The organism is Vibrio eleionomae (assembly GCF_009874545.1).
Lineage (GTDB): Bacteria > Pseudomonadota > Gammaproteobacteria > Enterobacterales > Vibrionaceae > Vibrio > Vibrio nitrifigilis.
In genome coordinates this window covers 1-25998 of record NZ_WEKT01000043.1, presented here as the reverse complement: position 1 = coordinate 25998, position 25998 = coordinate 1, and the positions used below count along the sequence as shown (strand labels likewise).

Annotated in this window: 23 protein-coding genes; 13 read left to right on the top strand and 10 right to left on the bottom strand. The window is 43.4% G+C overall.

The features are described from left to right. Positions 1–238: 238 nt before the first annotated feature. Positions 239–2137, top strand: a complete 1899-nt coding sequence (locus F9817_RS17810; RefSeq protein WP_202436511.1) for a hypothetical protein — start codon at positions 239–241, stop codon at positions 2135–2137. A 217-nt stretch (positions 2138–2354) separates the two neighbouring features. On the opposite strand, the gene F9817_RS17805 is transcribed toward F9817_RS17810, so the two are convergent. Beyond that, positions 2355–2783: a hypothetical protein gene (locus F9817_RS17805; protein WP_161157511.1), complete on the bottom strand. Its 429-nt coding sequence runs from the start codon at positions 2781–2783 to the stop codon at positions 2355–2357. 598 nt (positions 2784–3381) lie between these two features. Here F9817_RS17805 and F9817_RS17800 point away from each other — a divergent pair. Genes F9817_RS17800 through F9817_RS17785 form a run of 4 tightly spaced genes read left to right on the top strand, consistent with a single transcriptional unit; the run spans position 3382 to position 8359 of the window. Further along, positions 3382–4227, top strand: coding sequence for an ATP-binding cassette domain-containing protein (locus tag F9817_RS17800; protein WP_161157510.1), 846 nt, complete (start codon positions 3382–3384; stop codon positions 4225–4227). After that, positions 4224–5015, top strand: coding sequence for an ABC transporter ATP-binding protein (locus tag F9817_RS17795; protein ID WP_161157509.1), 792 nt, complete (start codon positions 4224–4226; stop codon positions 5013–5015). Before F9817_RS17800 ends, F9817_RS17795 begins: the two co-directional genes overlap by 4 nt. 28 nt (positions 5016–5043) lie before the next feature. Next, complete coding sequence (locus F9817_RS17790) at positions 5044–6567, top strand: ABC transporter substrate-binding protein (RefSeq protein ID WP_161157508.1); 1524 nt, start codon at positions 5044–5046, stop codon at positions 6565–6567. Between the two features lie 43 nt (positions 6568–6610). Further along, positions 6611–8359, top strand: coding sequence for an ABC transporter permease subunit (locus F9817_RS17785; RefSeq protein ID WP_161157507.1), 1749 nt, complete (start codon positions 6611–6613; stop codon positions 8357–8359). Positions 8360–8532: 173 nt separating this feature from the next. Here F9817_RS17785 and F9817_RS17780 read toward each other — a convergent pair whose 3' ends face one another. The 6 genes from F9817_RS17780 to F9817_RS17755 form a co-directional block, all read right to left on the bottom strand. Continuing rightward, positions 8533–9201, bottom strand: coding sequence for a PEP-CTERM sorting domain-containing protein (locus tag F9817_RS17780; protein ID WP_161157506.1), 669 nt, complete (start codon positions 9199–9201; stop codon positions 8533–8535). Between the two features lie 340 nt (positions 9202–9541). Beyond that, positions 9542–10297 (bottom strand): prephenate dehydratase domain-containing protein, encoded by a 756-nt coding sequence (locus tag F9817_RS17775; RefSeq protein WP_161157505.1) that lies wholly within the window; start codon positions 10295–10297, stop codon positions 9542–9544. 120 nt (positions 10298–10417) lie between these two features. Next, a complete protein-coding gene (locus F9817_RS17770) occupies positions 10418–11524 on the bottom strand; it encodes an ABC transporter substrate-binding protein (RefSeq protein ID WP_202436510.1) in 1107 nt (368 codons plus the stop codon). A 31-nt stretch (positions 11525–11555) separates the two neighbouring features. After that, entirely contained in the window at positions 11556–12338 is a 783-nt protein-coding gene (locus tag F9817_RS17765; protein ID WP_202436509.1) for an ABC transporter ATP-binding protein, read from the bottom strand. Between the two features lie 12 nt (positions 12339–12350). Beyond that, positions 12351–13373, bottom strand: coding sequence for a FecCD family ABC transporter permease (locus tag F9817_RS17760; RefSeq protein ID WP_161157504.1), 1023 nt, complete (start codon positions 13371–13373; stop codon positions 12351–12353). Between the two features lie 492 nt (positions 13374–13865). Then, the gene (locus F9817_RS17755; protein ID WP_161157503.1) at positions 13866–15296 is read right to left on the bottom strand and encodes a DEAD/DEAH box helicase; all 1431 of its coding nucleotides are present in this window, start codon (positions 15294–15296) and stop codon (positions 13866–13868) included. A 467-nt stretch (positions 15297–15763) separates the two neighbouring features. Here F9817_RS17755 and F9817_RS17750 point away from each other — a divergent pair, with 467 nt between their 5' ends. The 4 genes from F9817_RS17750 (at position 15764) to mmsB (ending at position 19410) form a co-directional block, all read left to right on the top strand. Then, positions 15764–17161, top strand: a complete 1398-nt coding sequence (locus tag F9817_RS17750) for a GntP family permease (RefSeq protein ID WP_161157502.1) — start codon at positions 15764–15766, stop codon at positions 17159–17161. Positions 17162–17183: 22 nt separating this feature from the next. Continuing rightward, entirely contained in the window at positions 17184–18035 is an 852-nt protein-coding gene (sseA, locus tag F9817_RS17745; RefSeq protein WP_161157501.1) for a 3-mercaptopyruvate sulfurtransferase, read from the top strand. 93 nt (positions 18036–18128) lie between these two features. Then, positions 18129–18464, top strand: a complete 336-nt coding sequence (locus F9817_RS17740) for a carboxymuconolactone decarboxylase family protein (protein ID WP_202436508.1) — start codon at positions 18129–18131, stop codon at positions 18462–18464. Positions 18465–18516: 52 nt separating this feature from the next. Continuing rightward, complete coding sequence (mmsB, locus tag F9817_RS17735) at positions 18517–19410, top strand: 3-hydroxyisobutyrate dehydrogenase (RefSeq protein ID WP_161157500.1); 894 nt, start codon at positions 18517–18519, stop codon at positions 19408–19410. Positions 19411–19488: 78 nt separating this feature from the next. Here the strand turns inward: mmsB and F9817_RS17730 are convergent, their stop codons facing one another. Continuing rightward, positions 19489–20379, bottom strand: a complete 891-nt coding sequence (locus tag F9817_RS17730) for a LysR family transcriptional regulator (RefSeq protein WP_161157499.1) — start codon at positions 20377–20379, stop codon at positions 19489–19491. A 146-nt stretch (positions 20380–20525) separates the two neighbouring features. On the opposite strand from F9817_RS17730, the gene F9817_RS17725 reads away from it, so the two are divergent. The 3 genes from F9817_RS17725 (at position 20526) to F9817_RS17715 (ending at position 22666) form a co-directional block, all read left to right on the top strand. Continuing rightward, positions 20526–20786: a YciI family protein gene (locus F9817_RS17725; RefSeq protein ID WP_161157498.1), complete on the top strand. Its 261-nt coding sequence runs from the start codon at positions 20526–20528 to the stop codon at positions 20784–20786. A gap of 89 nt (positions 20787–20875) precedes the next feature. Beyond that, a complete protein-coding gene (locus F9817_RS17720; protein WP_161157497.1) occupies positions 20876–21466 on the top strand; it encodes an NAD(P)H-dependent oxidoreductase in 591 nt (196 codons plus the stop codon). A 174-nt stretch (positions 21467–21640) separates the two neighbouring features. After that, a complete protein-coding gene (locus F9817_RS17715) occupies positions 21641–22666 on the top strand; it encodes a carbon-nitrogen hydrolase family protein (protein WP_161157496.1) in 1026 nt (341 codons plus the stop codon). Positions 22667–22724: 58 nt separating this feature from the next. Here the strand turns inward: F9817_RS17715 and F9817_RS17710 are convergent, their stop codons facing one another. Next, on the bottom strand, positions 22725–23210 hold the full coding sequence (locus F9817_RS17710; protein ID WP_161157495.1) for a DUF6622 family protein: 486 nt from the start codon (positions 23208–23210) through the stop codon (positions 22725–22727). An 873-nt stretch (positions 23211–24083) separates the two neighbouring features. Between F9817_RS17710 and choX the strand changes: the two genes are divergently transcribed. After that, entirely contained in the window at positions 24084–25052 is a 969-nt protein-coding gene (choX, locus tag F9817_RS17705) for a choline ABC transporter substrate-binding protein (RefSeq protein WP_161157494.1), read from the top strand. A gap of 741 nt (positions 25053–25793) precedes the next feature. Here the strand turns inward: choX and F9817_RS24100 are convergent. After that, a partial coding sequence (locus F9817_RS24100; protein ID WP_237476283.1) for a hypothetical protein occupies positions 25794–25998 on the bottom strand: 205 nt, incomplete at its 5' end.

The window sequence follows — 25998 nt, the reverse complement described above, 5'->3', positions numbered from 1 at the left end:
TGGCTGGAGTGGCGGAAAACGCTATCACGAACAGAAACTTGAAGAGGCAGAGGCGATTACGCCATAACTACCACAACAAAGTAAGCATCAGCCGCAGCCCTCTCCGTGCAGCGGCTTTGCTGTTTATAAATCTGCCAATCCACCTCTAAAGTTTCATATAAATTAAACTATTACAGGTTTTTCTGGTCTAATCTAAACGATCTAGCACAGATATCCATCAGAGGTTTTAATAAGAATAATGAAATTTTCAGGTCTTGCATTAATGCTTGTCGCGACCTTATACGGCAGTCATACCCTAGCTGCTAAAAAAACAGTTTCAGCAGACAATGCGATTACTTCGGTCAAATCTTATGGTTTTGTCGATCTTGAAGGGGCAAAAACATCTGCAATCATTGTTGAATACAACACACCGATTGATGCAAAGTCTGTCGATAGTAATGATTATCAAATTACTGACTATGCACTTTATCAGGAACGTCAGCATGGCTTTGATAAGACGATTGAACGTGATAACGACAGTGTGAAAGGAAATGAAGGACATATCACCAAAGTGTATGTCAATAATAAACCCATGCCTTCCATAAGCGGCGGAACAAAGTCAGGTCGCTATGTCATCCTTGAGGTCAATACAGCTTATATGCTCAAAGCACAAAACCTCGTTTATACTTCAACGATGATGGCCGGAGTAAAACAGATTTCTGATATCCAGGGGGAAGATGCGAAAATAACAGCTGGGACAAAAGAAATCGTTAACTACACCATCACCCAACAGAAAAATAAATGGAGTGGTGGTCTGCAAAACGTGATTACGGCGGATAAAAGCACAATCATTCTGCCGCAGTTTGACTCCCAAAGCGGCTGGACATTGCATCGTATCGGCGATGGTGCATTCAAAGCCACTCATACTTACAGTGAATATACGGGTAAATACGAAGACTTCGAACTGCCATACTCGATATATGTTCCTGACCCTGAGCAATTAAAACAGCACAAGGGCAATATTTCTCTGGTTCTGCATATGGAACATGCCGGTGCCAATAATACCGATCCTATGGCGGCACTTACCTCTTCAAAAGCAGCGGTTAAACTGTCTGGTGATAAAGTCCAGACGTCAAACCCTGCCATTATAGTCGTACCGCAAATAGAAGAAAGTCGTCGTTCAACCAATGATTTAGTGTCTTCCAGTGAAGCAAATACCGCGGTTTGGGAACTGGTAGATTCCATACTGAAAAAATATCACGGCTACATCAATACTGATCGAATTTATGGTACCGGACAATCAATGGGCGGAATGCTGCTATTAAATATGGCGGCTCAAAGAGATAACTTTTTTGCCGGTATCGCCGTTGCTGGTTCACAATGGTCAAATAACTACAATAAAAACTTCCAGAATAATGGCTCGCCTGCGCGTACACCTGAAAATGACCCTATCAGTTTCAATGGTTTTGGATTAGACAAACACAATTACCAAAACTGGTATTACATGGTTTCAGATGACAACATACTGGTTCATAGCTGCTCTGGTGATTCAATGGCTTCCGGTGAGTGGAACGCTCTTTCTGACTACTATAAAGCGGCAGGAGTAACAGTGACTCATGCTCAGTGGGATCCTTATCTGCCATTGGAGACACAGAATACCAAAGAGAAAGAAGTTACGAACCACGACAATACAACCCCCGGCTCTGGAATAAACTGGATCTCATTCACCCGTGGTAACCATATGTCTACCTGGAAATATGCGTACCAGCTCGATTATCCTTTCCAGTGGCTATTTAGCCAACGCCGTCAATCAGAACAGGAAAGAAAAAAAATCACACAACTGAGTCGCCCATGGCTTGGTCGGGATGTTCAGGGAAATATACAAAAAGGATCAGGCACAGCTCAGCTAAATTCAACCCAATTTACGCCACATGGAGCAAGTAGCGTGTTTGTTGAAGGTTGGACTCCGGTATCAGCATTCAACGCGATGTTGAATCAGCTACCAGCGGCAAACCAGATTACGCGTAAAAGCAGCAAAGAGATAGAGGAAGCGAGCCAAGCCTATAACCAGCTGACACAAGAAGAAAGAAAACAGATCAAAGGGATCGAGCGATTAACAGAAGCTCAAAAACAAATATCAGCTTTGAATAAAAATTAAACTCAAACAAAATCGGCAGATAACGAGCTGATAACAATCACTGGCGTTTACGATAATGTGGCTACCGATGTATTGCTGAATGAAAGATGTGCAGCAAAGATCAACACGCTCTAGCTAAGCCAGAGCCTGGTATCTACTCACTTCTTCCCTGGAGCTTTTCACACTGAAACTAAACGGCCTGTGGGATCATGGGGCGGATACGAACAAACTACGGTAACTATTCATAGCTATATTTATTTTCAATTTTTCTTTTTTCTACTATGTACTGCTCGTTACTTATTTTTCCTAATGCAAGCTTATCATCTAATTCGCTCATCTCTTTCTTTATCTCTTGCTTAAGATAATGTTTGGTAACATCGTAATTTATAGACTCCGCTCTTTGCTTACCACTGAAGGGATCCCATAGAACAGAAAGCGGCCAAAATAATAGATTTACAACACCTAAACCTGGTTCACGCGCATAAAAAGACCCGCCACCTGGCAATAAACCCAAAGCCATTCCTGTATTGGGATTTTTTTCTTTAATTAGTACACCATCTTTTTCCATTGCAGCATACTCTCTTTGCTGCATTGAATTTAGTCCAGATGCACACCCTGAAAGAAATGCATCTAGAATCAACGATATAGTTATCTTACTAAACTTCATTTTGACCCTTTTTAATGTTAAATAAACTTAATTCTTACTACATAAAACAGCTAGCAGTGTCTTTTCAGCGGATATTATCTTCATAATATTTTTAGAAAATACAGACACCATATCAGTAACATACTGTTCTATAGATGTTATATTTCTTTGTACTTACAAATTGCAGAATACGATATTACATTTATAGCAATTCAACTATGTTCATAATCTGCTATTAGTAAATATAGGTTAAAGTTATGAAAAGAGATGTGTCTCTCAAGTCTTAAAATAGAAAATAATGGGGCAAAACTTCTTTAATACTTTTAAATCAAATTAAATGGATCAGATCAGAATATATTCTTATCTAAGTAAGAACATAAGCATTATACCTACCTCTAAGTAACTGTTTTTAAATCCTGTCTACTGGAAGACTATTATGAACGAAGTTAACCGGAGCCAAGTTTCAATGAACAAAACTTGGCTCCGGTGGAGTGACCCTACACACGAGTTAGATTTACGGTCAAATTGTAACAGAGTGCTACCTCATATTTATTCATTCCTATCATTTTGTTATGTTATAACATTATTGACATTACATAATTAGAAAGTATAAATCCCTGTGCAGCCAATTGATTCAAGCCGTTCAATACTGACCGTTGACAATCTATCCATTTCAATCAATGGACAAATTCTCGTTGAAAACATTAACCTTTCGTTATCGCAAGGCGAGCGGGTCTGTCTTCTCGGTGCGTCAGGGTCAGGAAAATCGTTAACAGCACAAGCTATTAACGGGACTCTGCCTCCCTATTGTGATGTTTCTGGTTCAATTAACATCAATGGTATTGATGTAACAGCAAAACCAGTATTAGCACGCCAGCCGCAAGGCCGGGTCGCGACCATTTTTCAAGATACGTTCAGTGCCCTAAACCCACTCATGAGCGTGGGAAAACAGCTTTCGCTCAGTACACAAAACCGTTCCAATCATGAGCTGCATGATGTACTGGCGCAAATGCACATTGACCCAACGTCGGATCTGTTATCTCGTCTGCCTTCTGAGTTATCTGGAGGCCAGCGCCAGCGCCTCTGCATCGCTCTAGCCTTATTAAGTGGTGCCAATGTATTGGTGGCAGATGAGCCAACCACTGCACTGGATGTACTAAGTCAAAAGCAGGTCATTGAGCTGCTGAAACAGTGCTGTGGTCCGCAGCACCTGTGTGCTCACGATGAGCATTTGCACGGCAGCCCACTGTCATTGCTGTTCATTACTCACGACATTAATGTGGCAGCCGAACTGTGCGATCGGGCAATCGTTATTTATCAAGGCAAGATTGTTGAACAGGCTCCGATGCACCAGTTACTTCGTTACCCTCAACACCCCTATACCCAAAGTTTGGTTCAAGCGGTTAAGAGCAGCCGTTTATCTCATATCACCGCAGACAATTCAGCTACAAGGGCTTATGCATGAACGCTGATACTCCATTTTTGACCTTAAACAACGTCAGTTTTACGCCCAATCAACAGGCTATCATTCACGATCTCACGTTAGCCTTCACTCAACACGAACGCGTGGGACTGGTTGGCGCATCGGGGAGCGGTAAATCTACTTTGCTCAAGCTAATTTTAGGGGTTAATCAACCCAGCTCGGGACAACTCGCCTGCCAAGGAGAGCCTATTCGTAAACGCTTATGGCATTCGTTGAATTGGTATCGCGAACAGGTGCAATACATACCGCAAGATCCACAAAATGCTCTGCCACCGATGCAAAGTGTGGCAAAGGTATTGGCTGAACCAGTACAACGCCTAAAAAAACGCGAAGTGACGTTATCCGAACTCATTCACGCCCTAAAGCAGGTTGGACTGACAGAAGAAACACTGAATAAAAAAGCCGGCGAACTTTCTGGCGGACAAGCACAACGAGTGGCGTTAGCTCGAGCTCTAATGGTAAAGCCTGCTTTTCTACTGGCTGACGAACCAACCAGTGGTTTGGATTTACCCCTACGTGAGCAGATAAAAACATTGTTGCTTGAGGTGTGCCAACAAAACCACATGGGACTTTTACTGGTCACCCACGATATGTCGATTGTGTCGGGGCTATGTGACCGACTTTTGGTGATGAACCATGGTGCGATTGTTGAAGATCGCCCAACCCAAGCGGTGCTTACTTCGCCACAGCACCCATATACCCAACAATTATTGGAGGCGGTACCTAGCATAGAGCTGGAAACGTCTCATTTCGAAAGGCGCTCCGCGTAATTTGTAATTCTTATAGGATGAAGTATCAATGAAACTATTAAAGCAGTGGCCATTGCTTAGCGTTGCCATCTCTGCCTCTTTATTGTCGGGTTGTTTTGATTCGACGAGCGACAAACCCGTCTCACAAGCGAGTACAACAGAAGCAACGCAAGATCGCATTAAGCTAGCCATGTTATTGCCACCACGCTCAGGGTTAACGCCGCTGAGTGATGATGCATTTAAGTTGTCCCGTTGGAGCACAGCCGAAACCTTGGTGATCTTAGACCAAGCTGGCAATCTGGCTCCGGCACTCGCAACAAAATGGGAACAGATTTCACCAACCGAATGGCGCTTCGAACTTCGTCCGAACGTGCAATTTCATGATCACAGCCCATTTAATGCCAAGGCTGTAGTCAACTCACTGCAAGTGGCCGCTAAGGCAACCCCAAAACCACGTATTCTTGATGGCATGAACCTTACCATTAAGGCCGATGGTGAACACGCCGTTATCGTGACCAGTTCAAAACCTGATCCTCTTTTGGCGCAGCGTTTAACCAGCCCGCAATTATCCATTTTGTCACCGAATGCCTACCAAGCAAACGGTGTGATTAATCCAATTACTGCCGGAACCGGTCCGTTTGTACTGACTGCAGTCAATGGCACCAGTTCAGCAACCTTAAATCGTTTTAACGATTACTGGGGTGAGAAAGCACAAGCATCTGGAATTGACGTGAACTTTGTTCCTGATGGTATCGCTCGTGCTGCTGCATTGCGCACTGATAACGCCGATATTGTTGAAGCCATTCCGGTATCGCAAGCGCCACTGCTTGACCCTTCGTTAGTTCATGAAGTGCCTATGCCACGCACCAATACCCTGTATCTCAATACCCGTTACGGTGTGATGAAAGATCCTGCAGTACGCGCTGCGGTTCGCGAAGCCATTAATCGCGAGCAAATCGTCAATAATGTGTATGAAAAACGTGCTGATATTGCCCAAGGTCTATTAGGTCCAGCACTACCTTGGGCGGCGAAGTTGCGCCAACCCGTTGAACACACGGTCGCACCTGCAGATCCCAAAGGCATCACGATTACCTTGGCGACGTTTACCGACCGTACTGAACTACCGGAAGTGGCAGTTTACCTCGCACAACAGTTAAACAAAGCTGGCTTTACCGTTAAACAAGATGTTCGTGAATACTCACAAATCGAATCGGATGCGCTAGCGGGCAAGTTCGATGCGTTTATTTTGTCACGAGCAACCGTATTGGACTCTGGCGATCCAGTGGCGTACATGTACAGCGACTTTAGCTGTAAAGGATCGTTTAATATTGCGCAGCTTTGCCAACCAGAGATCGACCAAGCACTGCAAGTCGCAGGCAGTCTACCAGCCGGGCTTGAACGCCAAAAAGCGATCATGGCAGCAGAGAACTTGATTTTGGCCAGCGATGCGGCCATTCCGATGCTGCACGAGCGTGTGATCCAAGGCGAATCGAAACGAGTGGTTGGCGCCATTCGCGATCCTCGTGAACGCACCTTGATTGATAGCCATACCTACATCAAAAACGTCAAGTAATTCGCAATCGTAACCTATTAATTGCAGTAAGAACCGTGTAACCATGAAACGACTTTTTTTACGTTCAATCGCCGCTTGGTCTGGCCTAACTTCGCTAGGGTCACGCATAGTGACCATGGGGGGAGTGGTGATATTAGTTGCCCTCCTCCCTTGGTTATCAGGGCAAGATCCTGCACTGGCTTTGCTACGCGCACGCTCTGCAGAGCAAAATCCCAGTGAAGAGACACTGAATGCCATTCGCGCTTCTTTGGGGCTCGATCAAGGGCCATGGGCATTGATGACACAGTGGTTACACGGTTTATTGCAAGGTGATCCTGGTGGCTCTTGGGTGTCTGGTCGCCCAATTTTAGGGGGTATGCTCAACGCCGCAAGTGTCTCTCTGACATTAATGGGGCTCGCTTTTTGTGGGGCAGTCATCATCGCCCTAACACTTGCTCTTCCCACTATTCGCTATGGACTACGTGGGCAAGCATACCGTAGCCAAGGGGTTATCGCGGTTATGTTCACCGCCCTACCCGAGTTTTTGCTCGCTTCAGTATTATTGCTCATCGGCGCTGTGTGGCTACGTTGGTTTCCGCCTTTTGGCTGGCAAGGGTTTCACTACGCGGTGTTACCTGCACTGTCGATGGCGATTCCTGCCGGTGGTTATCTAGGTCGTTTACTCTCAGATACGATTGCTCAAGTGTTTACCGAACCTTGGGTCGCGACTTGGAGCGTGGCGGGTATTAGTCGTCGTCATATTACTTTTGCCGTACTTAAACGAGCGTTAGCCACTATTCTGCCTTTGGTTGGTTTAGTCGTGGTATCACTGACTGGTGGTGCCATTGCAGTGGAAAAAGTGTTTGCGATTCCGGGCATTGGTCGCGCTACCCTTGGAGCTGCCATTGCCAAAGATGTACCGACACTGCAATTGGGTATTTTGCTGATTTTGTCGCTCGCCTTTACCATCGGTATCGTAGTCAATGTGATTAAAGCGCTCATTTTGGGTCGTGCACTGCGCCAAGGGGCGCTACCTCAGCCCAAAGAAAACAGCATTCAAGTCACCGGCTCTGCACGAGTTATCCCTTGGGTTTGTCTTGGATTGTTGGTGCTGGTCATCGTGTTTGGTTTACCGCGCGATCCGTTTGCTATCGAACATATGCGCTTATCATCCCCTTCACTTACGCTACCATTTGGTGCCGATTCAATGGGCAGAGACATTCTCGCTCGCGTCGCCCATGGCAGTTTTTACACCTGCTTTTTAGCCATCATCATCGCGCTGATTTGTCTGGTGATAGGCTTTGTTGTCGGTCAATTTCCGCGCCTTATGGCGGGGCCAATTGAAATCGCCAATGCTCTACCACCGGTGATTACCGGGTTATTAATTGTCGCTATTTATGGTGCGGGGATCTGGGGAGCAAGTGTAGCGGTGATATTGGTCAGTTGGGCACCTTTGGCCGCACACGCCGCCGCTTTGACAACAGAAGTCAAAGCGCGCACTTACATGCAAATGCTGCCAATGATTGGGGTTGGGCCACTCAGACGCAATGTGTTTTACTTGCTTCCTGCGGTATTTAAGCCACTGCTACGCCATGCCATGTTGCGCGTGCCGGGCATTGCACTTGCTCTTGCTTCACTGGGTTTCCTTGGCTTGGGCGCTATGCCACCAAGCCCAGAATGGGGCCGTATTCTTTCCGAAGGCATGCCCTACGTAGAGCGTAGCTATTGGGTGATATTAGCTCCCGCATCGTCACTTATCCTGCTATCAATTTTAGCTGTTAGCGCGACTAGCGTTTGGGGCAGTAAACGCTAATTTTTAAACGTTTAACAGGGGCACACACCGTTATTAAGGTGTGTATCTCTTCATTTTTTCTTCCATAGCGATAATGCCAGATGGCACCACCATAGAGATACAAGGCTAGGACAACTGCGAAGGTGTAGGGAGCGTTATAAGGTGATATGGGCACATTTTAGAAAACTAGTTGATTATCTCACCTTGTGGCGACGAAACTGCACCATGCTAATTAACCCTATACCTAAAAACATTAAGCCAAATATATTAGGTTCAGGGACAGTACTGACTTGCAATACCGCGATTCCTAGTGACGCGGATGAGCCGGATGCGGATTCTGCCGCTTCAATATACTCATAAGTAGAGAATCTGCCGTAATTATCTGATATGCCTTCTAACACTATGATCCCGTATAGATCGTCATTGTCATCAGCATCGTCAAAAATAGCAGCGGTTCCGATGTCCAAATAACCATCTCCAGTATCACTTAACGTCACTCCAAGTAAGGATAACATTGCAGTAAACGTTGAGTAATTTGCCTCTGAATCACTGTAATAATAAGAATTATCTGTTCCGTAACCGAACTGGTCCAATAAATCTTTCATATCTGACGTAGTTGCTATTGACCATCCAGAACCGTAGTCAATACCATTGATGACGAGGTTGCTATCGTTCGCTATGATATTATCAAGTAACTCTTGCACCGATATTTCAGTCGTTATATTCCATTGAAGCCACTCATAAACCGCATCACCATCAGTGTAGCTTAAAATATTATTTTCAACCGACGCTCCACTTATAACGGTTGCTTGAGCTATTCCGGAAAATATAAGTAACACAAATACACTTAACCACCTCTTCATATTCGTTCCTTTATTATTACCCCAATCAACTTTTTGATTTAAAGCATAAAATATGCCCACAGGAGGAAATTATATAAAACAATTAGTTATGTTGTTAATATGGATTTTAATGCTATGAAGTGTAAATACATCATACATATCAATATATATTATGGTATCGACACTTACAGTACTATTGGGTATCTAAACTCTGTTAGATTTAATTCTATAAGTTTACATATTTAATAATAACAGTAAGATTTCAACTTATTTACCCTGTAGATGACGCACTACTAAAAATAAAAATGGCCAGATAATCTGGCCAAATATCAATAGCGGGGCTGTTCTATCACCTAACCCACTACTTTGTCAGCGTTAACTGGTCAACTTGCTTAGCCTGTTTGATAGCGGCAAATAACGCTTTGCGGGCAGCTTGCTCGCTAATGGCGTGATCGCGTTTGGTCACTTTCATCATAATAAAAGCAGTCGCGTTATTTTGGTTATCCTGCACACCTTTATCAACAATCGATAAGTTGGTGTAAAGAGAAGCTAATGCACATGAGCCGATAGCGGCAGTGCCAGAGGGTAACTCACCTTGTGCGACTCGACGTGCAGATTCGGCAGTACCCGCCGGAATCGCCTGCTCTTTTAATCCTTTAATGCTGTGTTTCCAGCGGTCAATTTGTTTAAGTGCTGCTGGGTGAGAAGCAATCAAGCTGATTGGTGTGTTAGCCGCAACATCCTTTTTATTCATCAGCACACACATTTCAATTGGCATCGTCACATAAGCTTGCAGCGCAGTGGGTTTATAGTGCTCAAATGCGGTGACTGTTGCCTGAACCAGTTGGCCTTTGATGGTGGTATTTTCCACGGCACTGAACGCATAGGCATCATGCTCGCTGGCAGATTTCATAACATTTAAAGGTGTTCCTGCATAAATGGTGTCGTGTTTAAGCGCCGGTCTTTGGGCAAACAGTTTCGCTATTGCTTCATTATTGAAGCTCCCTTTAGATGCTTGAACATAAATGTCGCTACTGGCCCAAGTAGGTGCCGCCAATACAGAACTCGCCATTAAAGCTGCAGACATAACGATACGTTGAAGTGCTTTACTTCTCATTATTTTACCTTTTTTAATTTATTGATTTTATTTATGATTTCAAAGTAAAGCTTATCTTGAACGGATAAAATAAGCCCTACTCAAAAAAGCAGGGCTTACCATAATGATTAACGTCGTTATTTACAATGTTTTGGGTGGGAGATCCTGAAGTATTTCATTCACTTGTTTATCTGTTAGGTCATAATTCAAAAAACGGTGGTAGAAAGATTTTGTTTCTTTTGCCATATCTAGATTTTTGAAATGTTCAGGATGGAGCGTTTTCGCCGCCCACTGAACTTGTAATGCGGTTTCTGCGCCGTAACGATCCCATAAAAAAGCGCCATTGGGATTGATATACACTTGGTGATGTTTCACCGCATTAACACTTGCCCACATCGGATCGCTTTCTAATGCTTTTAATTCACTAGCGCGAGTGGCTGGGTCAGGCATTGCGCTGCCACCAAAAATAATCACATCAGGATTCCACGCCAACATCTGCTCTTTAGACGTCACTTTTAAACTGCCATGCACATCTTCTGCAACATTAACGCCACCAGCGGCTTTAATCCAAGCATCAATCAACGAATGACCGCCATCGATAGTCAACGGATTAAAGTGCACTACATGCAATACGCGTGGCTTTTTACTTTCAGGCAAAGTGGACGTATAAGAGCGAACCTGTTGCAATTTTTCTTCTAGATAAGCGTTAAAATCGTCGGCGCGTTTTTGCGCATCAGGACCAAGGATCTTCGCGGTTAAATCAAAGGTTTTTTCCAACTCTTTAAAGTTAGTAAACGTCAGTTGAACATTAGGGATATTCAATTCTTGCAATTTAGTACGCATACGCGGGGTAACAATAGAGAAAACCACATCAGGTTTATCTTTCAGCATTTCTTCTACGTTCACGTCTGTTTTAGTAAACGCGGGAGATGCCTGTTTCATTTGCGGGTTCACCACCGCTAGCCAAGGACGTTTTTCTGGAGTATCGACGTTCACGTAGGACACCACTTTAGCTCCAGCTCCGAGCATCGATAACACTTCTAAATGCGCAGGCCACGCATCACCAATAGCATGAATCTGCGAAGGTGCTGGGACGGCTACTGCAGTACTACTGGCATCCGTTACCGTTTGCTGGATCGCTGCCATTGCAGGCATACCAACAGATAAGCAGGACAAACACGCCACTGCTGCCAACGCTTTTGTTCTCAGCATTCCATGCTGACGAAATAACACTTTCTTTGCAGACATAAATTACGCTCCATTATCTGGCAAGGTTCACTTATACCACTGGCGTGCACGAATGCACGGGGTGCCCGTTTCTCTCACCAATTTGGTTAATTTGAACATCGACACCATAGGCATCACGTAGATTGGCTTCGGTGACAATCTCAGCCACGGAACCAAAGAGACAAGGTTTATCTCGCCTGAACAACAATACTTTTGACGCACACAAAAAGGCTTGCTCTGGAGAATGCGTGATCATAATGATGCCAAACCCTTCACTCGCAAGCTGGCGAACTTGGCGCAACACAGCGACTTGATTACCAAAATCTAAGCTAGCAGTCGGTTCATCCATAGCAAGCAGCGCTGGTGCTTGAGCAATGGCCCGCGCAATCAACACCATCTGTTTTTCACCACCAGATAGTTCTGGAAAACGTCGCTCAGCCAAACGGCTAATACCGAGTTTATGCATGGCATCATCGACCAACTGCCAATCATGTTTACTCGGAAATGCAAACGCACCTAAGTGGGCTGTGCGCCCCATTGCTACCATTTCTCGCACCGTAAATGGAAACGGCGTGGCACTGGCTTGAGGCACGTACCCCAACACTGTCGCTAGCTGTTTACGTGACCAACTCTCAATGTTGTCATCATTAATGCGAATCTCGCCCCCGAGCTTAGGGATTAAATTTAACATCGATTTAAACAGCGTCGACTTCCCGACCCCATTAGGACCAAGAATACACAGCACTTCACCACTGGTTACGGAGAACGAGATATTTTCAGCAATCACTGTTTGGCCATACCCACATTGCAGATCATGCACCGACAATTTCATCATCTGTCTGACTCCTTATAATCCTTTGCGACGTGCCATCAAATAGAGAAAGAAAGGAGCGCCGATCAATGACGTTAGAATCCCAATTGGGATTTCCATGGGTAACAGGGAACGAGCCAAATCATCCACTAGCATGAGATAAGAACCACCCAAAAAGATACTGGCTGGAATCAAGACGCGGTGATTTGGCCCCACTAACATACGAGCTAAATGAGGAATCAATAAGCCAATCCAGCCAATCACACCACTCACCGCCACCGATACCGCCGTAAGCAAGGTCGCAGCCAGTATCAAAATAACGCGCACTTTACTGACATTAACCCCTAACGCCGACGCCTCTTCATCTCCTAGAGATAAAAGGTTAAGTTGCCAGCGCAACATAATAATCGGTACAAGTCCCACCACTAACGGTGCAATCATCCAAAGCATATTGGACACCGTCGCCGATGAAAGGCTCCCCATTAACCAAAAGGTGATTTCTGGAAGCTTTTCTTCTGGGTCGCCAAGGTATTTGGTTAACGAGATGATTGCGGAAGCGAGTGCAGAAATCACAATACCGGTTAACACTAAACTGAGCAGTGAGTCGTTATTTCGTCCTACCGCATTACCGACAAAATAGGTAATCAGTACTGCCGCAACTCCAAACGTAAACGCCATGGCCTGCACCATAAAAAAGCTCATGGAACATAAAATTGCAATCGCAGCGCCCAAACCTGCTCCAGAGGATGCGCCCAATATGGCAGGAGATACCATTGGATTACGAAATATGCCTTGGTATGTAGCGCCTGATACCGCTAGCGACGCACCAATTGCCATCCCCGCAGCAATACGCGGTAAACGCACTTTAAGTAGCACCAAAGCGCCTAAACCGTGGCCAGTTAATGCGTCCCAAAAATCAGAGAGAGGAATCGTGAATCGACCAACCACAAAGGAAATGATAATGGCAACAAAGGTCAAACCAATTAAAAATGTCATCGCACCAATAGAGCGAAAAGAAGTATGAACAGACAAAGAATCTGTTGTTGAGGAGTTGTTCATATGAATTATGCCATGGTCATAGAGAAGAAATAGCGGTGGCTAGTCTCAAAGTGAAAGGAAAACTGGGTAGTTTGTTTTCTCATGACGATTTTTAAATATTTATCTGCCATTGCTGCTATTTCTCTCTTCTAGTGGAATAGAGTCAACTCACCCATGTGGGTTAAGCATCACACATCGTATACTCAAATTATTTATTATTGGCAGAACGGCGTTAAATTTAATGATTATTGGAGTAAATATGATCAATAACTAAACATGATATAATTAAAACAATCAGTTAGTCAAATTTTTTCGTTTAACTGATAAACTACCATTGTATTTTTCACCATGCAATCCACTTTTTTAATTAATGATTAATGCAAATCATAGAAATGAAAAAATAAGAGCATTTATTATTTGAATTAATAATATTAAATTATTTATATATAACTAAAGAATACAAAAAAGCTGACTATGAAAGTCAGCTTTATTTATTTTACCGAAAATAACGTATTATTTTTCTGCCTGTGGCTTACGTGGTGCGCGGCGACGTTTCTGCCCTGCTGGTTTGTTGCCACCAGTGGCTTTGTTATCACCAGAACGTTGACCCGATTTATTGGCAGGACGACCTTGGCCAGATTTGCCTGCAGCCGTTGGTTTTCCATTGTTTGGGCGACGTTTTTTCTTCACCTGCCCCTGCGTGTTAGCCTCACCAGACTGACCTTCTTGCGGCTTCGCCTTTGGTTTTTTCGGTTTCTTAGGCTTTCTCGGTTTGATTGGTCGAGCATCTAATGCTTTTTCCGGTACGGGATTAGTGGGTTTGTGACCTTTCAGTTCCATACGTGGCAGCAACTTTTTGATCAAACGTTCAATCGCAAATAATAAATCCGCATCAATGGCACTCACAAATGAAATTGCTTTGCCGCTTTCACCAGCACGTCCAGTTCGGCCAATGCGGTGTACATAATCTTCCGCTACTTTTGGTAGATCAAAGTTAACCACTTGAGGTAATTGAGGAATATCAATACCACGCGCTGCAATATCAGTGGCAACCAACACTCGGACTTCACCAGATTTAAAGTTCGCCAAGGCTTTAGTACGAGCACCTTGACTCTTATTACCATGAATCGCCGCGGAAGAGACCCCTTTATCCGTTAAGTATTCAGCCAAACGGTTCGCGCCGCGCTTAGTGCTGGTAAATACTAAAACTTGGTGCCAGTTCCCTTCTTTGATCAGTTGCAGCAGCATTGGGGCTTTTTTCTTCACATCAGCAGGGTATACACACTGCTCTACAGTTTTTGCTGTTGAGTTAGCTGGCGTAACAGAGATCTCGACGGGATCGTTGACCAAATCTTTTGCTAGTGCACGAATCTCATCAGAAAAAGTGGCTGAGAAAAGCAAGTTCTGACGCTGTTTAGGTAATAACGCCAAAATTTTACGAATATCACGAATAAAGCCCATGTCTAGCATACGATCGGCTTCATCCAGCACTAACACTTCTAATTGATCGAACTTGAGTGCTTTTTGATTATACAGGTCTAGTAAGCGACCAGGCGTTGCCACTAATACATCCGCCCCTTTACGTAAACGCTGCATCTGTGGGTTAATTTTCACGCCACCAAACACCACCGCACTGCTCAAAGGCAAATGACGACTATAAGTAAATACGTTTTCTTGAATTTGCGCGGCTAATTCTCTGGTTGGGGTTAAGACCAATGCACGGACCTGATTACCACGAACACTTGGGCCATGTGATAAACGCTCAAGTATCGGTAAGGTAAAGCCCGCTGTTTTCCCTGTCCCGGTCTGCGCTGCTGCCATCACATCATTGCCTTTTAATACAGCAGGAATCGCTTGCGCTTGGATAGGAGAAGGCGTGGTATAGCCTTTCTCTTGGATGGCTTGAAGAATTGGAGCAGATAGCCCTAACGAGGAAAAACCCATATTGATACTCAATTAAAATTTATAAGAACGACGCACTTAATTTACCAGTGCGAAAAGTGCGCCATTCTGAGGCTTTCCTGAGCAGGTAGCAACTGTTAATTACAGATCTTACCCATTTATTAATAAGAACGAAAAACGGTAACCAATGACTATCGAGATTCAATCTTCCATCCTTTGAGGAAAATTGATGCTAATGTTTTTCAGCATAATTTGTGGAATATTACGCTCCAACCACTGATCCACTTTTATTTCGAACGTACAGATTCGCCACCTTATACGTATGATTTTCACCTAGTTAGCGTTTGATCCGCTTAGGTCCCCCCAGTGGCTTTATCTTTAATAGTACCAATTTTAAAATAACTTTTAGTTATAAGTTAACCTAAGACACTAATTGGTATGGCATATTTATCGGTGTAGGATTCTAGTTTCCAAAAGGTTAATAAACACGTTGTACTGGAACTAGCTGAATGAATCTTGCCATTATTGTTATCGCCCAGCTGACTCTTATATATCTTGCATATCGAGGTTACAGCGTTATTCTAATTGCACCACTATGTGCACTTGGTGCGGTGTTACTTACCTCTCCAGCGGCTGTAGGTCCCGCATTCTTTGGCATTTTCATGCCCAAAATGGTGGGATTTCTGAGTAATTATTTTCCAGTATTCATGCTTGGCGCTATCTTTGGCAAGCTAATGGAAGTCTCTGGTTTTGCTCATACTATTTTGAGCTATTTCATTCGCACCTTCGGCACCAAATACACCATGTTGATGGTCATTACGGTTTCCACACTACTGACTTATGGCGGTGTCACCGTCTTTATCGTTGTATTTGCCGTCTATCCATTTGCGGCAGAAGCCTTTCGCTCTGCGGGCATTCCTAAACGTTTATTACCCGCTTCAATTGCGCTTGGCGCCTGTACCTATGCCATTGATGCACTGCCTGGTTCACCACAAATTCAAAACATTATTCCAACAACATTTTATGGAACCACAGTGTGGGCAGCCCCTTGGATGGGGTTAATAGGTGCATTGATGATTTTTGGTGGCGGTTTTGCCTACTTAAATTGGCGCTTACGCTGCGCAAAACGTGACGGTGAGGGTTATGGCGAAAACCATATCAACGAGCCTGACCATTCTTCTCAAGAAAAAGTGTCCTTAGGAAACCCAATTATTGCATTGATTCCGTTAGCATTAGTATTCGTTGTTAACTATGTACTATCGAATTCATTGCCGGATTTATTGCCTAACTCTTATGTTCTGCAATTATCAGACAGCAGTTCACCAGTAACGGTGTCATTAAAGAAATTAAGTGGTATCGGTTCCGTTATGCTTGCATTGTCAAGTGCCATCCTATTTACATTGGCAGTGAGCTGGTCAAAAATTATTCCGCAGTTAAAGGAAAATACCAGTAAAGCAGTGAGTGGGGCGATGCTTGCTTCAATGAATACTGCATCCGAATTTGGCTTTGGTGCCGTTATTAGCGCGTTACCGGGCTTCGCCATTGCTACTGGAGCCCTGAATTCTTTTGAATCACCGCTGATCAATACTGCGATCACTGTGAATTTATTATCCGGTTTAACAGGGTCTGCGGTAGCCGGTTTGAGCATTACACTGGCGACCTTATCTGACCAATTTATACAAGCTGCGCATCAATATGGCATCCCAATGGACGTAATGCATCGCATCTCATCCATGGCATCTGGTGGTATGGATACCCTGCCACATAACGGCGCAATCATTACGTTACTGTTAGTGTGTGGATTAACACATCGTCAATCTTACAAAGACATCTTTGTTATTACGCTAATCAAGACAGTTACCGTTTTTGCGATCATTGGTGTCTACACACTGATGAACGTTCAATAATCACTATTAGTTTGGAGGGAACATGTCAAACTTAAATCCTTTAGTTACCGCATCATGGTTAAATGAACATCTCAATGACAACAACCTTGTTGTGGTGGATGGCACATTTCATCTACCAGACACTGGCCGCAGTGCCAAAGAAGAATTTGTCCAAGAACACATTCCAGGTGCTCGCTTCTTTGACTTAGACGTTATTTCTGATCCAGAAAACCCTCGCCCACGTAAAGTGCCACCACAAGACATTTTTGAGCGTGAAATAAGCAACCTAGGTATAGACAACAACACCACTGTTGTTGCTTATGATACGCGCGGTTTATACAGTGCCGCTCGCGTTTGGTGGCTATTCCGTTTTTATGGCTATGACAACGTTGTCATCCTTGATGGGGGTTTCCCAGCTTGGCAAGCCGAACAATTGCCCGTCGAAAATGGCGTAAAAGAGCACGCAAAAGCAGAATTTAAAGCACCGGGTAAACGCAAAGAGTTGTTGGCGCTTTGGCCACAGGTTCTTGAAGCCTCTAACCAACACGATCAAATTCTTGATGCGCGCCCAACTCCGCGTTGGCAAGGTAAAGACGCAGACCGTTACCCTGGTACGCGCCAAGGTCGCATTCCAAATAGCCTTAACCTACCTTGGGCAAACGTGTTGGATCCTGAAACGAAAAAACTGCTTCCTAAAGAAGAGTTACGTCAGCTTTACCTTGATGCTGGTGTCGACTTTAACAAACCCGTTATCGCGTCATGTGGTTCAGGACTTACCGCCTGTATCCTAGCGTTAGGGATGACACTGGTTGGCCATACTGATTGGGCCGTTTATGACGGTTCTTGGGATGAATGGGGTCGTAACTTAGATCTTCCTGTCGCAAGCGATTTCTAATTAATTTACACCTCGAGGGCTCGTTTTAACGAGCCCCCAAAGCAAACACCAGTCACTCACTGACTAAAAGCAATACAAGTAACTGAGAACATCGTGGAAGAACAATGGCCTGAATACCTCAAACATATTGGTAAAAGCTCAGTCAAAATGCAGCAGGCAAATCCAGACATGATCAAAGCCTTTCAAGACATGAAATCGGCAACTCATTCTAACGACGTCATTGATAACAAAACGAAAGAATTGATAGCAATTGCGGTTTCTGTTGCTCATCAGTGTGATGGTTGTATTGCGGCACATGCTCGCCAAGCAAAACTGGCAGGTGCAACACGTGAAGAAGTGGGCGCAGCGATTCAAGTAGCAATGACTGTCGCAGCTGGCGGTGCATTTGTGTATGGCTCAAAAGTATTTGATGCCTTCGATCAATTCTAAGTTCAGTGCGGTTTGTGCTGAGCAGACACTTATTTAAATTATCGGTTTTATTATGACACAGTTAACAATCGGCTTTATCGGCTTGGGCAACATGGGTGGCCCAATGGCAAGCAACCTAGCCAAAGCAGGCTATAACGTCGTGGGTTTTGATGTAAACCCAGAAGCGATTACCCGCGCAACAGAAAATGGTGTACAAGCAAGTGATTCACTCCTTAATGTGGCGTCTTCTGCGGACATCATTTTCACCATGCTGCCAAACGGCAAGTTTGTGAAAGAAGTATGGGAACAAATCATCGACCACGTAAAACCAACGGCAACATTGGTTGACACATCAACAGCAGATGTAGAGACATCGAAACTGGTCCATGAATTGGCTAAATCTCACGGGGTGAAGAGCGTGGATGCCCCTGTTTCGGGTGGTGTTACCGGTGCGCAAAATGCAAAATTGACCTTTATGGTGGGTGGAGAGCAAGATGCCATTGATGTGGTGCTGCCTTTACTGGATATCATGGGACAAAAAGCCGTAAACTGTGGTGGTCCTGGCGCAGGCCAATCTGCCAAAATCTGTAACAACCTGATCTTAGGTATCAACATTGTTGCGGTATCTGAAGCTTTTGCGTTAGCGGAAAAACTGGGACTATCCAGTGAAGCGTTGTTTGATGTGGCCTCTACATCAACAGGACAATGTTGGGCACTCACTACTTACTGCCCGGTTCCAGGGTTAGTACCCACTTCACCATCTAATAACAATTACAAACCGGGCGCTCCTGCGACCATGTTGTTGAAGGACTTACGGCTTGCTCAAGATGCAGCGAAAAGCAGTGACGCATGCACACCGCTAGGCAATCACACTATCGATATCTTTGAAGACTTTATTAAAGATGGCTTTGGTGAGCAAGATTTCTCTGCGATCATCAAGTATATCCGTGCTAATCAAGCAAAATAATTAGCGACGATGAATTAGGTTCTAGAGGCTCACTAGAGCCTAATTTTTTGCTATCGTTTGGTAAATATACACATAACGCTAAGCGCGAAATGTGTCGATCATCCAATCAATAAATACTTGTAGCCGAGCGCTCTGATGGCGATTTGGAGGATACACAATATTGAGTGGCATACTGCGCTGTTTCCAATCTGAAAAGAGTTCTACCAGCTTGCCTTGAGTGATGTACGGCTCAGCAAACAACCGCTCATGCTGAATAATGCCAAGTCCATTTAAGGCCATATCCAAAATACCTCGACCATTATTAGCGGTATAACTCGCTTGATCTACCACTACTTTCTCAGAACCTTGCTCATATATTAACGGCAGAGAATTCGTCGATGAGGTCCGAAAATAAGCCACCGTGGGGTAGGATTTTCCAAGCAATTTTGGTGAGTCAGGCATACCATATTGGGCAATAAAAGCAGGAGAGGCACTAGTAACAAACTCTAAGTCGAGTAGCTTGCGTTCGACCATACCTGGGATTTGCTGTCCCCCTAATCGAATAACGCAATCTATACCTTCATCGATCAAATCAGCTGTTCTATCATTAATTCCCAAACCAAGGGTAATATCGGGATATTGCCTCTGAAAATCTTTTAACGCTGGAATAAGTTGTAATGTGGCAAATGACACTTGGCAATCAATTCTTAAATGTCCACTTGGGGCATACTTTTTCCCTGAAATTTCAGCGTCAATCGCTTGCAACTCACTCATTAATTGATAAGTACGTTCGTAGTATTCCATCCCCTCTTGAGTGATGGTGATTTTTCGTGTGGTCCGATGCAATAACTTCACTTTTAGGTGCTTTTCTAAATCCATCACGGCTTTGCTTATTGTGGACGTTGGCATTCCAAGTGCTTCTGCCGCTCTATTAAATGCGCCTTTTTCAACAACTTTTTGAAATGCTTTTAATGATTGAAGTTGATCCATAGTCGTAATTTATTATCCAAAATATTGGATAGTGTAAACATAAAAATGCCATTTTATCCAGAGATGAAAACAATCATAATGGCATCACTCTGTAGCCAGTCCACTGCCTCCGACGCTAAATTCACAAAAAAATGAGAAGTAAATTTATGAATAGCTATTTAGTACATATGATCCGAGAATTCGATGCCTCTGAAGAACTTTATCAGGAGCACTACAACTATCTCTATGCACTTCGTGACGAGGGCCGACTGGGTCTTGCTGGCCCCTACAACAACGTTCAAGGCGGCGCTTATGTTTTTCAAGCTAACTCTCTAGAAGAGGCTGAGGCAACTGCAAAAACAGACCCTCTTGTTGTTGCCGGCATTGCTCAATTCGTTATTTTTGAATGGCAAGCTCAACAACTTTAATCTTGCCTTGATCCTATAAAATAAGCCCCGATAACACTAGTTATCAGGGCTTTGGGCCATCCTTAAAACAGAATAAAACCGGACATACTATGAAAAAAGCATTAGTAATTAACGCCCATCAAAAATATGACGGCTGGGCTGAAGGAAAATTAAATCAACTGTTTAGCCAAGTAGCTATCGATACCTTGTCCACACTTCATTACGACATCAAAACAACCACGGTTGATGACGGTTACGATGCGAATGAAGAAGTAGAAAAACACCTTTGGGCTGATATCGTTATCGTCCAAACCCCATTGTACTGGATGGGAGCACCTTGGCTGTTCAAAAAGTACATCGACGAGGTATTCAATGCAGGGTTAGGAGATAAATTGGCAGCAGATGATGGTCGAACCCGCAGCGATCCAAGTAAAACGTATGGCTCTGGTGGTTTAACTACAGGGAAAAAACTGTTGGTTTCTGTCACGCTCAACGCACCAGAAAATGCCTTTAATCAAGAAGAGTTTTTCGAAGGTCACAATATCGATCAACTGTTTATGTGGCTACATAAAGCATATCAATTCAACGGTTTTGAATCTGTGGACGGTTTTGCTACCTATGACATTTTCAAAAATCCAACCATTGAACAAGACGTGAAACGCTACGAAGATCATTTAATCACAACGTTCCAATACGCCTAACGTTTTGACATGATTTAGAATGGGTAAACTCTCGTTAATTTACCCATCCTTTTCCTTTCTGTCACAACATTCGTCAGTTCCAATCCAGCCTAAAAACAGTACCATTTTGTACAAATTTCCTCTTGTAGTCAGTGATATAGTCACTACAGACCCGATATACAAAAGGAATTGCTCATGTCGTTAACTCATCCTGCTTATAAAGTCGCTGCAGTTCAAGCTGCCCCGGCTTATTTAGATCTTGATGGTGCTGTTGCAAAAACAATCGCTTACATAAAAGAGGCGGCGGAAAATGGTGCGAAGTTAGTTGCCTTTCCTGAAGTATGGATTCCAGGTTATCCATGGTGGATTTGGCTTGATACACCTGCGATGGCGATCAAAAAAGGCTATATCCGTAAGTACTTTGATAATGCATTAGCTTACGATAGCTCAGAAGCCGACCAGATTCGTAGCGCCGTGAAAGAATACAATATCACTGTTGTGCTTGGCTTAGCCGAACGTAAAGGCGGCTCGCTCTACATCGCACAATGGATATTAGGTCCTGACGGAGACACCATTGCCCAACGTCGTAAAATCAAGCCTACTCACGCAGAACGTACTGCATTTGGTGAAGGTGACGGAAGCCATATCGCCGTTCACGACACGCCTCACGGTCGTTTAGGTGCTTTAAACTGCTGGGAAAACATCTTGTCTTTAACCAAATATGCGATGTTTTCACAAAACGAGCAGGTGCACGTGGCCTCTTGGCCAAGTTTTTCGACGTATAAATTTGCTCACGCCATCAGTGATGAAATGGCCATCGCAACCAACAAGGTGTATGCCATTGAAGGTGCCTGTTTTGTTATTGCTCCTTCTGCCATTGTTTCTGATGAAATGATTGAACTGTTATGTGATACCCCAGAGAAACATGAACTCATTAGTGCGGGAGGTGGTCACACCGTCATCTTCGGCCCAGATGGCGCACCGTTAGTCGAACCTTTGGGAGAAAAAGAAGAAGGCATTATGTATGCCGACATCGACCTTGGTATGATCGGTGTAGCGAAAAACTCAATGGATGCTTGCGGCCACTATTCACGTCCAGACATTACACGTTTACTGTTCAATAACCACGCAAATCGCCCGGTAGAAGAGTTGTCTCCAGAAACAATTGCGGAGCCAGAAGACAAGGCGCCTTTAGAATCGGACAGTGCTCATCAAGCATAAACTGATATCTACCACAATCAAGGTAGCCATAGTCACTAACTACCTTGATTGTGTATTATTAGTGAGCCAAGCGAATATGATGATATTGAAGAAAGAGTTTCCAGTTCCGCAACAAAAATATGCCACATCCAATCCCTGTTAATGAAATCTTGGCAGCATTCCAATACCAGTTTGGATGCAATACAAGCATTACAGATACAAAATAATGCCCGATAAATAAACCCATTAACACAATCATAAGATTCACATGACCAGATAGACACAGCGCCCCTAATTGATCGCGATAAGCACGTTCAATCTGCTGACCAAATAGATAGATTCCCAAAAGAGTTCCCACTAATACCGCCAATAACCAGATCCCAACGAATAAAGCGGATTTTCCATAAAGTTCATCCAAAGCAAACAAAATCAAAGCCACAGGAAAGAGTAACAAAGAGCGAAATTCAACCCTCTGCTCCGCCATGCCTTTGTAACCTCGATAAAAAAGATACATCAGTAAAAACCAAACCCAAACAGGTGTATGTAATACGATTGTCATCAACATAACTGCGCCCTTTTCAACAATACAATTTATCGTTCATATTGTGCCCATTGACTAAGATCTATACGACGCCAGAAAGGTAACATTTAGACGACAAGTGCTGCTATTTACCTCTATCACGTATGGGTTATGGATATACTCACGTTGAAATGGAATGACCATTCCTCTCGGGATTGAACTTGCTATAGACTATGAATTCGACACTTGAGGTCATTTGAATATATACACTACGACTTATAAGTTTTTAGTTTTGAACCGACTTAAGAACTATGTTGATAATCTCCGTTTATCATTGTGTCAATCAACGGCTCCATTCAAAAGACCGTAATGTCATACAAGCGCAGTTTTTCTTATCAAACCAAAAATCATCAAACACCATGATTGACTTACTGCAAAGGTTTTGAACTCCATTACTTGGAATCAGTTGTATAACTCAATAGCCCAAAACTCCAAAAAAAAACACGATATTCTGTTAGTTCGGTATGTCCTGCCTGTATAACATTAGATAAGCTTATGCATAGCATAAATTTTCAGCACGTTTACAATACCTTCTTGCCCATGTAATCATTGTGTTAGATTCAATGACAAGTTGAAAACACTCATGTCAGCTTAACTTAAAAGAGTCTTCATCATGGCAAATCAAATGACAGTGCATTCATCTTCTCTTTTCAGAAATTCAATCGTAATCACACCGACTAACCAAAGGTGGTGACTCGTTTGATTCTGAAGATTGCCATAACCTAAGCGCACTCACTGGTCATACTCTGATGACAGCAATTATTAACGAGTATTATTAGGGCTAATCATCCAGCCGACATTTGCACATTTTCCAAACAGTTAAATGATAGAAATGGACAATTATTTAAGGACGATTAAATGAAATTTAAAACTTTTGCAAACAATAACAAATCGATTTTGAAGAGTGGGCTTACCATCTCACTCCTAATGACGCAGTTCTCTGCTTATGCCGCTGAGCCGCAATCTTGTCAATCCATTACATTTTCAGATCCTGGTTGGAGTGATATTGGCGCTACCAATGGCGTTGTCACAACACTACTTGAAGGACTAGGGTACAAAACTCAAGTGTACATGCTCAGTGTTCCTATCGGTTTTGAAAGCTTAAAGACAGGAAAAGTAGATGTTTTCATGGGTAATTGGCTCCCAGCCCAGAACGCATACATTAAAAAATATCGCACGAATGTTGATGTTGTTCGCACCAACTTGGACGGCGTCAAATTCACCCTAGCTGTACCCGACTATGTTTATCAAGCAGGTGTTCATAGTTTTACTGACCTTAGTAAGTTTGCAGATAAATTTGGTGACAAAATTTATGGCATAGCACCAGGATCACCAGCAAACGAAAATCTCAAAACGATGATCAATTCAAATGACTATGGGCTTGGCGATTGGCAGGTCGTCGAATCCAGTGAACAAGGAATGTTGTCTCAGGTTTCAAGATCGATCAAGCGCCATAAATATATTGCGTTTTTAGCATGGGAACCACATCCGATGAACGTCAATTTTGACATTCGCTATTTGAGTGGCGGGGACAAATACTTTGGGCCTAATTACGGCAGTGCGCAAATACAAACTTTGACAAAAAAAGGGTTTGGAAACAAATGCAAAAATGTCGATACCTTACTGCATAATCTCGCCTTTAATGTTGATATGGAAAACGAGATTATTAACCAAGCGAATAAGAATGATATTAGTGCTAAAGAAGCCGCAAAAAAATGGATATCAGCTCATCCTCAATTACTTAATACTTGGCTAAAAAATGTCACTACCTTTAGTGGCGACAAGGCCCTTCCTACAATTAAACAAAGACTTAATATCGAAAGCTAACGTTTAACGATATGGGAACAGTGACTTTCTAAAATTCAGCAATAACGAACAATTGTTTGAGTACAAATCGGTTTGACGCTCTGGTATTAACATCCATTCTCAAGATGTTAATACCAATACGACTAAAATCGTTCTTGCTGACTAAATCTAAGAGCCTATCTTTGCATAACCTCTGCTGTTTTTTAGGTAAGTTTTAGATCATTAATTGATAAATTTATTAAGTATATACCCAAATGACCTCAAGATGCAGGATTCAGAGCTTCATCAACGAGCCTAGGTCAAGCTCAATCACGGCAGGAATGGTCATTCCCTTTTAACGTGATTGGGCGCAGAAATAGGTTTGTTGATGAGCTCCCGAAGGGCGAGTTTTATGACCTCAAGATGCAGGATTCAGAGCTTCATCAACGAGCCTAGGTCAAGCTCAATCACGGCAGGAATGGTCATTCCCTTTTAACGTGATTGGGCGCAGAAATAGGTTTGTTGATGAGCTCCCGAAGGGCGAGTTTTATTCGCTCCTAGGCTGTGTTACTGATTTTTAACGTAGAATGACTATGTCTTCAAATCAGTGCCTTGCCTAAGAGCGAATACATTCTCGCTGAAACAGCATTTTGAGGTTACTTGGGTATAACTACTCAATACTTCATGTAATGCGTGCAATAGAATATCCGCATGCTCACGATTAAAAATCAGTACGGCTGACGCAGCGACTATTGACACATAGTTACCACCCAAGGTATTAAACTAGAGGGATTGTTGACCAAAATGTTCTTGAAGTTTTGCAGTCATTACCACAGCAGCAATAGGAAGAACATTCCTCATCGTTTTTTCCATTACCACAATCAAGGTAGCCTTAAGCACTAACCACCTTTCTTTTATGCTATTAGTGATCCAAACGAATGTGCTGATATTATTTACTACATATAAAGAATGAATATTAATGATAATT

Bases quoted from the DNA above. Each gene is read 5' to 3' on its own strand.
- F9817_RS17710 (WP_161157495.1), bottom strand. From the start codon at position 23,210: ATGTTGATGACAATCGTATTACATACACCTGTTTGGGTTTGGTTTTTA.
- choX (WP_161157494.1), top strand. From the start codon at position 24,084: ATGAAATTTAAAACTTTTGCAAACAATAACAAATCGATTTTGAAGAGT.
- F9817_RS17790 (WP_161157508.1), top strand. From the start codon at position 5,044: ATGAAACTATTAAAGCAGTGGCCATTGCTTAGCGTTGCCATCTCTGCC.
- F9817_RS17720 (WP_161157497.1), top strand. From the start codon at position 20,876: ATGAAAAAAGCATTAGTAATTAACGCCCATCAAAAATATGACGGCTGG.
- F9817_RS17780 (WP_161157506.1), bottom strand. From the start codon at position 9,201: ATGAAGAGGTGGTTAAGTGTATTTGTGTTACTTATATTTTCCGGAATA.
- F9817_RS17730 (WP_161157499.1), bottom strand. From the start codon at position 20,379: ATGGATCAACTTCAATCATTAAAAGCATTTCAAAAAGTTGTTGAAAAA.
- F9817_RS17810 (WP_202436511.1), top strand. From the start codon at position 239: ATGAAATTTTCAGGTCTTGCATTAATGCTTGTCGCGACCTTATACGGC.
- F9817_RS17775 (WP_161157505.1), bottom strand. From the start codon at position 10,297: ATGAGAAGTAAAGCACTTCAACGTATCGTTATGTCTGCAGCTTTAATG.
- F9817_RS17795 (WP_161157509.1), top strand. From the start codon at position 4,224: ATGAACGCTGATACTCCATTTTTGACCTTAAACAACGTCAGTTTTACG.
- mmsB (WP_161157500.1), top strand. From the start codon at position 18,517: ATGACACAGTTAACAATCGGCTTTATCGGCTTGGGCAACATGGGTGGC.
- F9817_RS17755 (WP_161157503.1), bottom strand. From the start codon at position 15,296: ATGGGTTTTTCCTCGTTAGGGCTATCTGCTCCAATTCTTCAAGCCATC.
- F9817_RS17750 (WP_161157502.1), top strand. From the start codon at position 15,764: ATGAATCTTGCCATTATTGTTATCGCCCAGCTGACTCTTATATATCTT.
- F9817_RS17770 (WP_202436510.1), bottom strand. From the start codon at position 11,524: ATGTCTGCAAAGAAAGTGTTATTTCGTCAGCATGGAATGCTGAGAACA.
- F9817_RS17805 (WP_161157511.1), bottom strand. From the start codon at position 2,783: ATGAAGTTTAGTAAGATAACTATATCGTTGATTCTAGATGCATTTCTT.
- sseA (WP_161157501.1), top strand. From the start codon at position 17,184: ATGTCAAACTTAAATCCTTTAGTTACCGCATCATGGTTAAATGAACAT.
- F9817_RS17760 (WP_161157504.1), bottom strand. From the start codon at position 13,373: ATGAACAACTCCTCAACAACAGATTCTTTGTCTGTTCATACTTCTTTT.
- F9817_RS17765 (WP_202436509.1), bottom strand. From the start codon at position 12,338: ATGATGAAATTGTCGGTGCATGATCTGCAATGTGGGTATGGCCAAACA.
- F9817_RS17725 (WP_161157498.1), top strand. From the start codon at position 20,526: ATGAATAGCTATTTAGTACATATGATCCGAGAATTCGATGCCTCTGAA.
- F9817_RS17785 (WP_161157507.1), top strand. From the start codon at position 6,611: ATGAAACGACTTTTTTTACGTTCAATCGCCGCTTGGTCTGGCCTAACT.
- F9817_RS17715 (WP_161157496.1), top strand. From the start codon at position 21,641: ATGTCGTTAACTCATCCTGCTTATAAAGTCGCTGCAGTTCAAGCTGCC.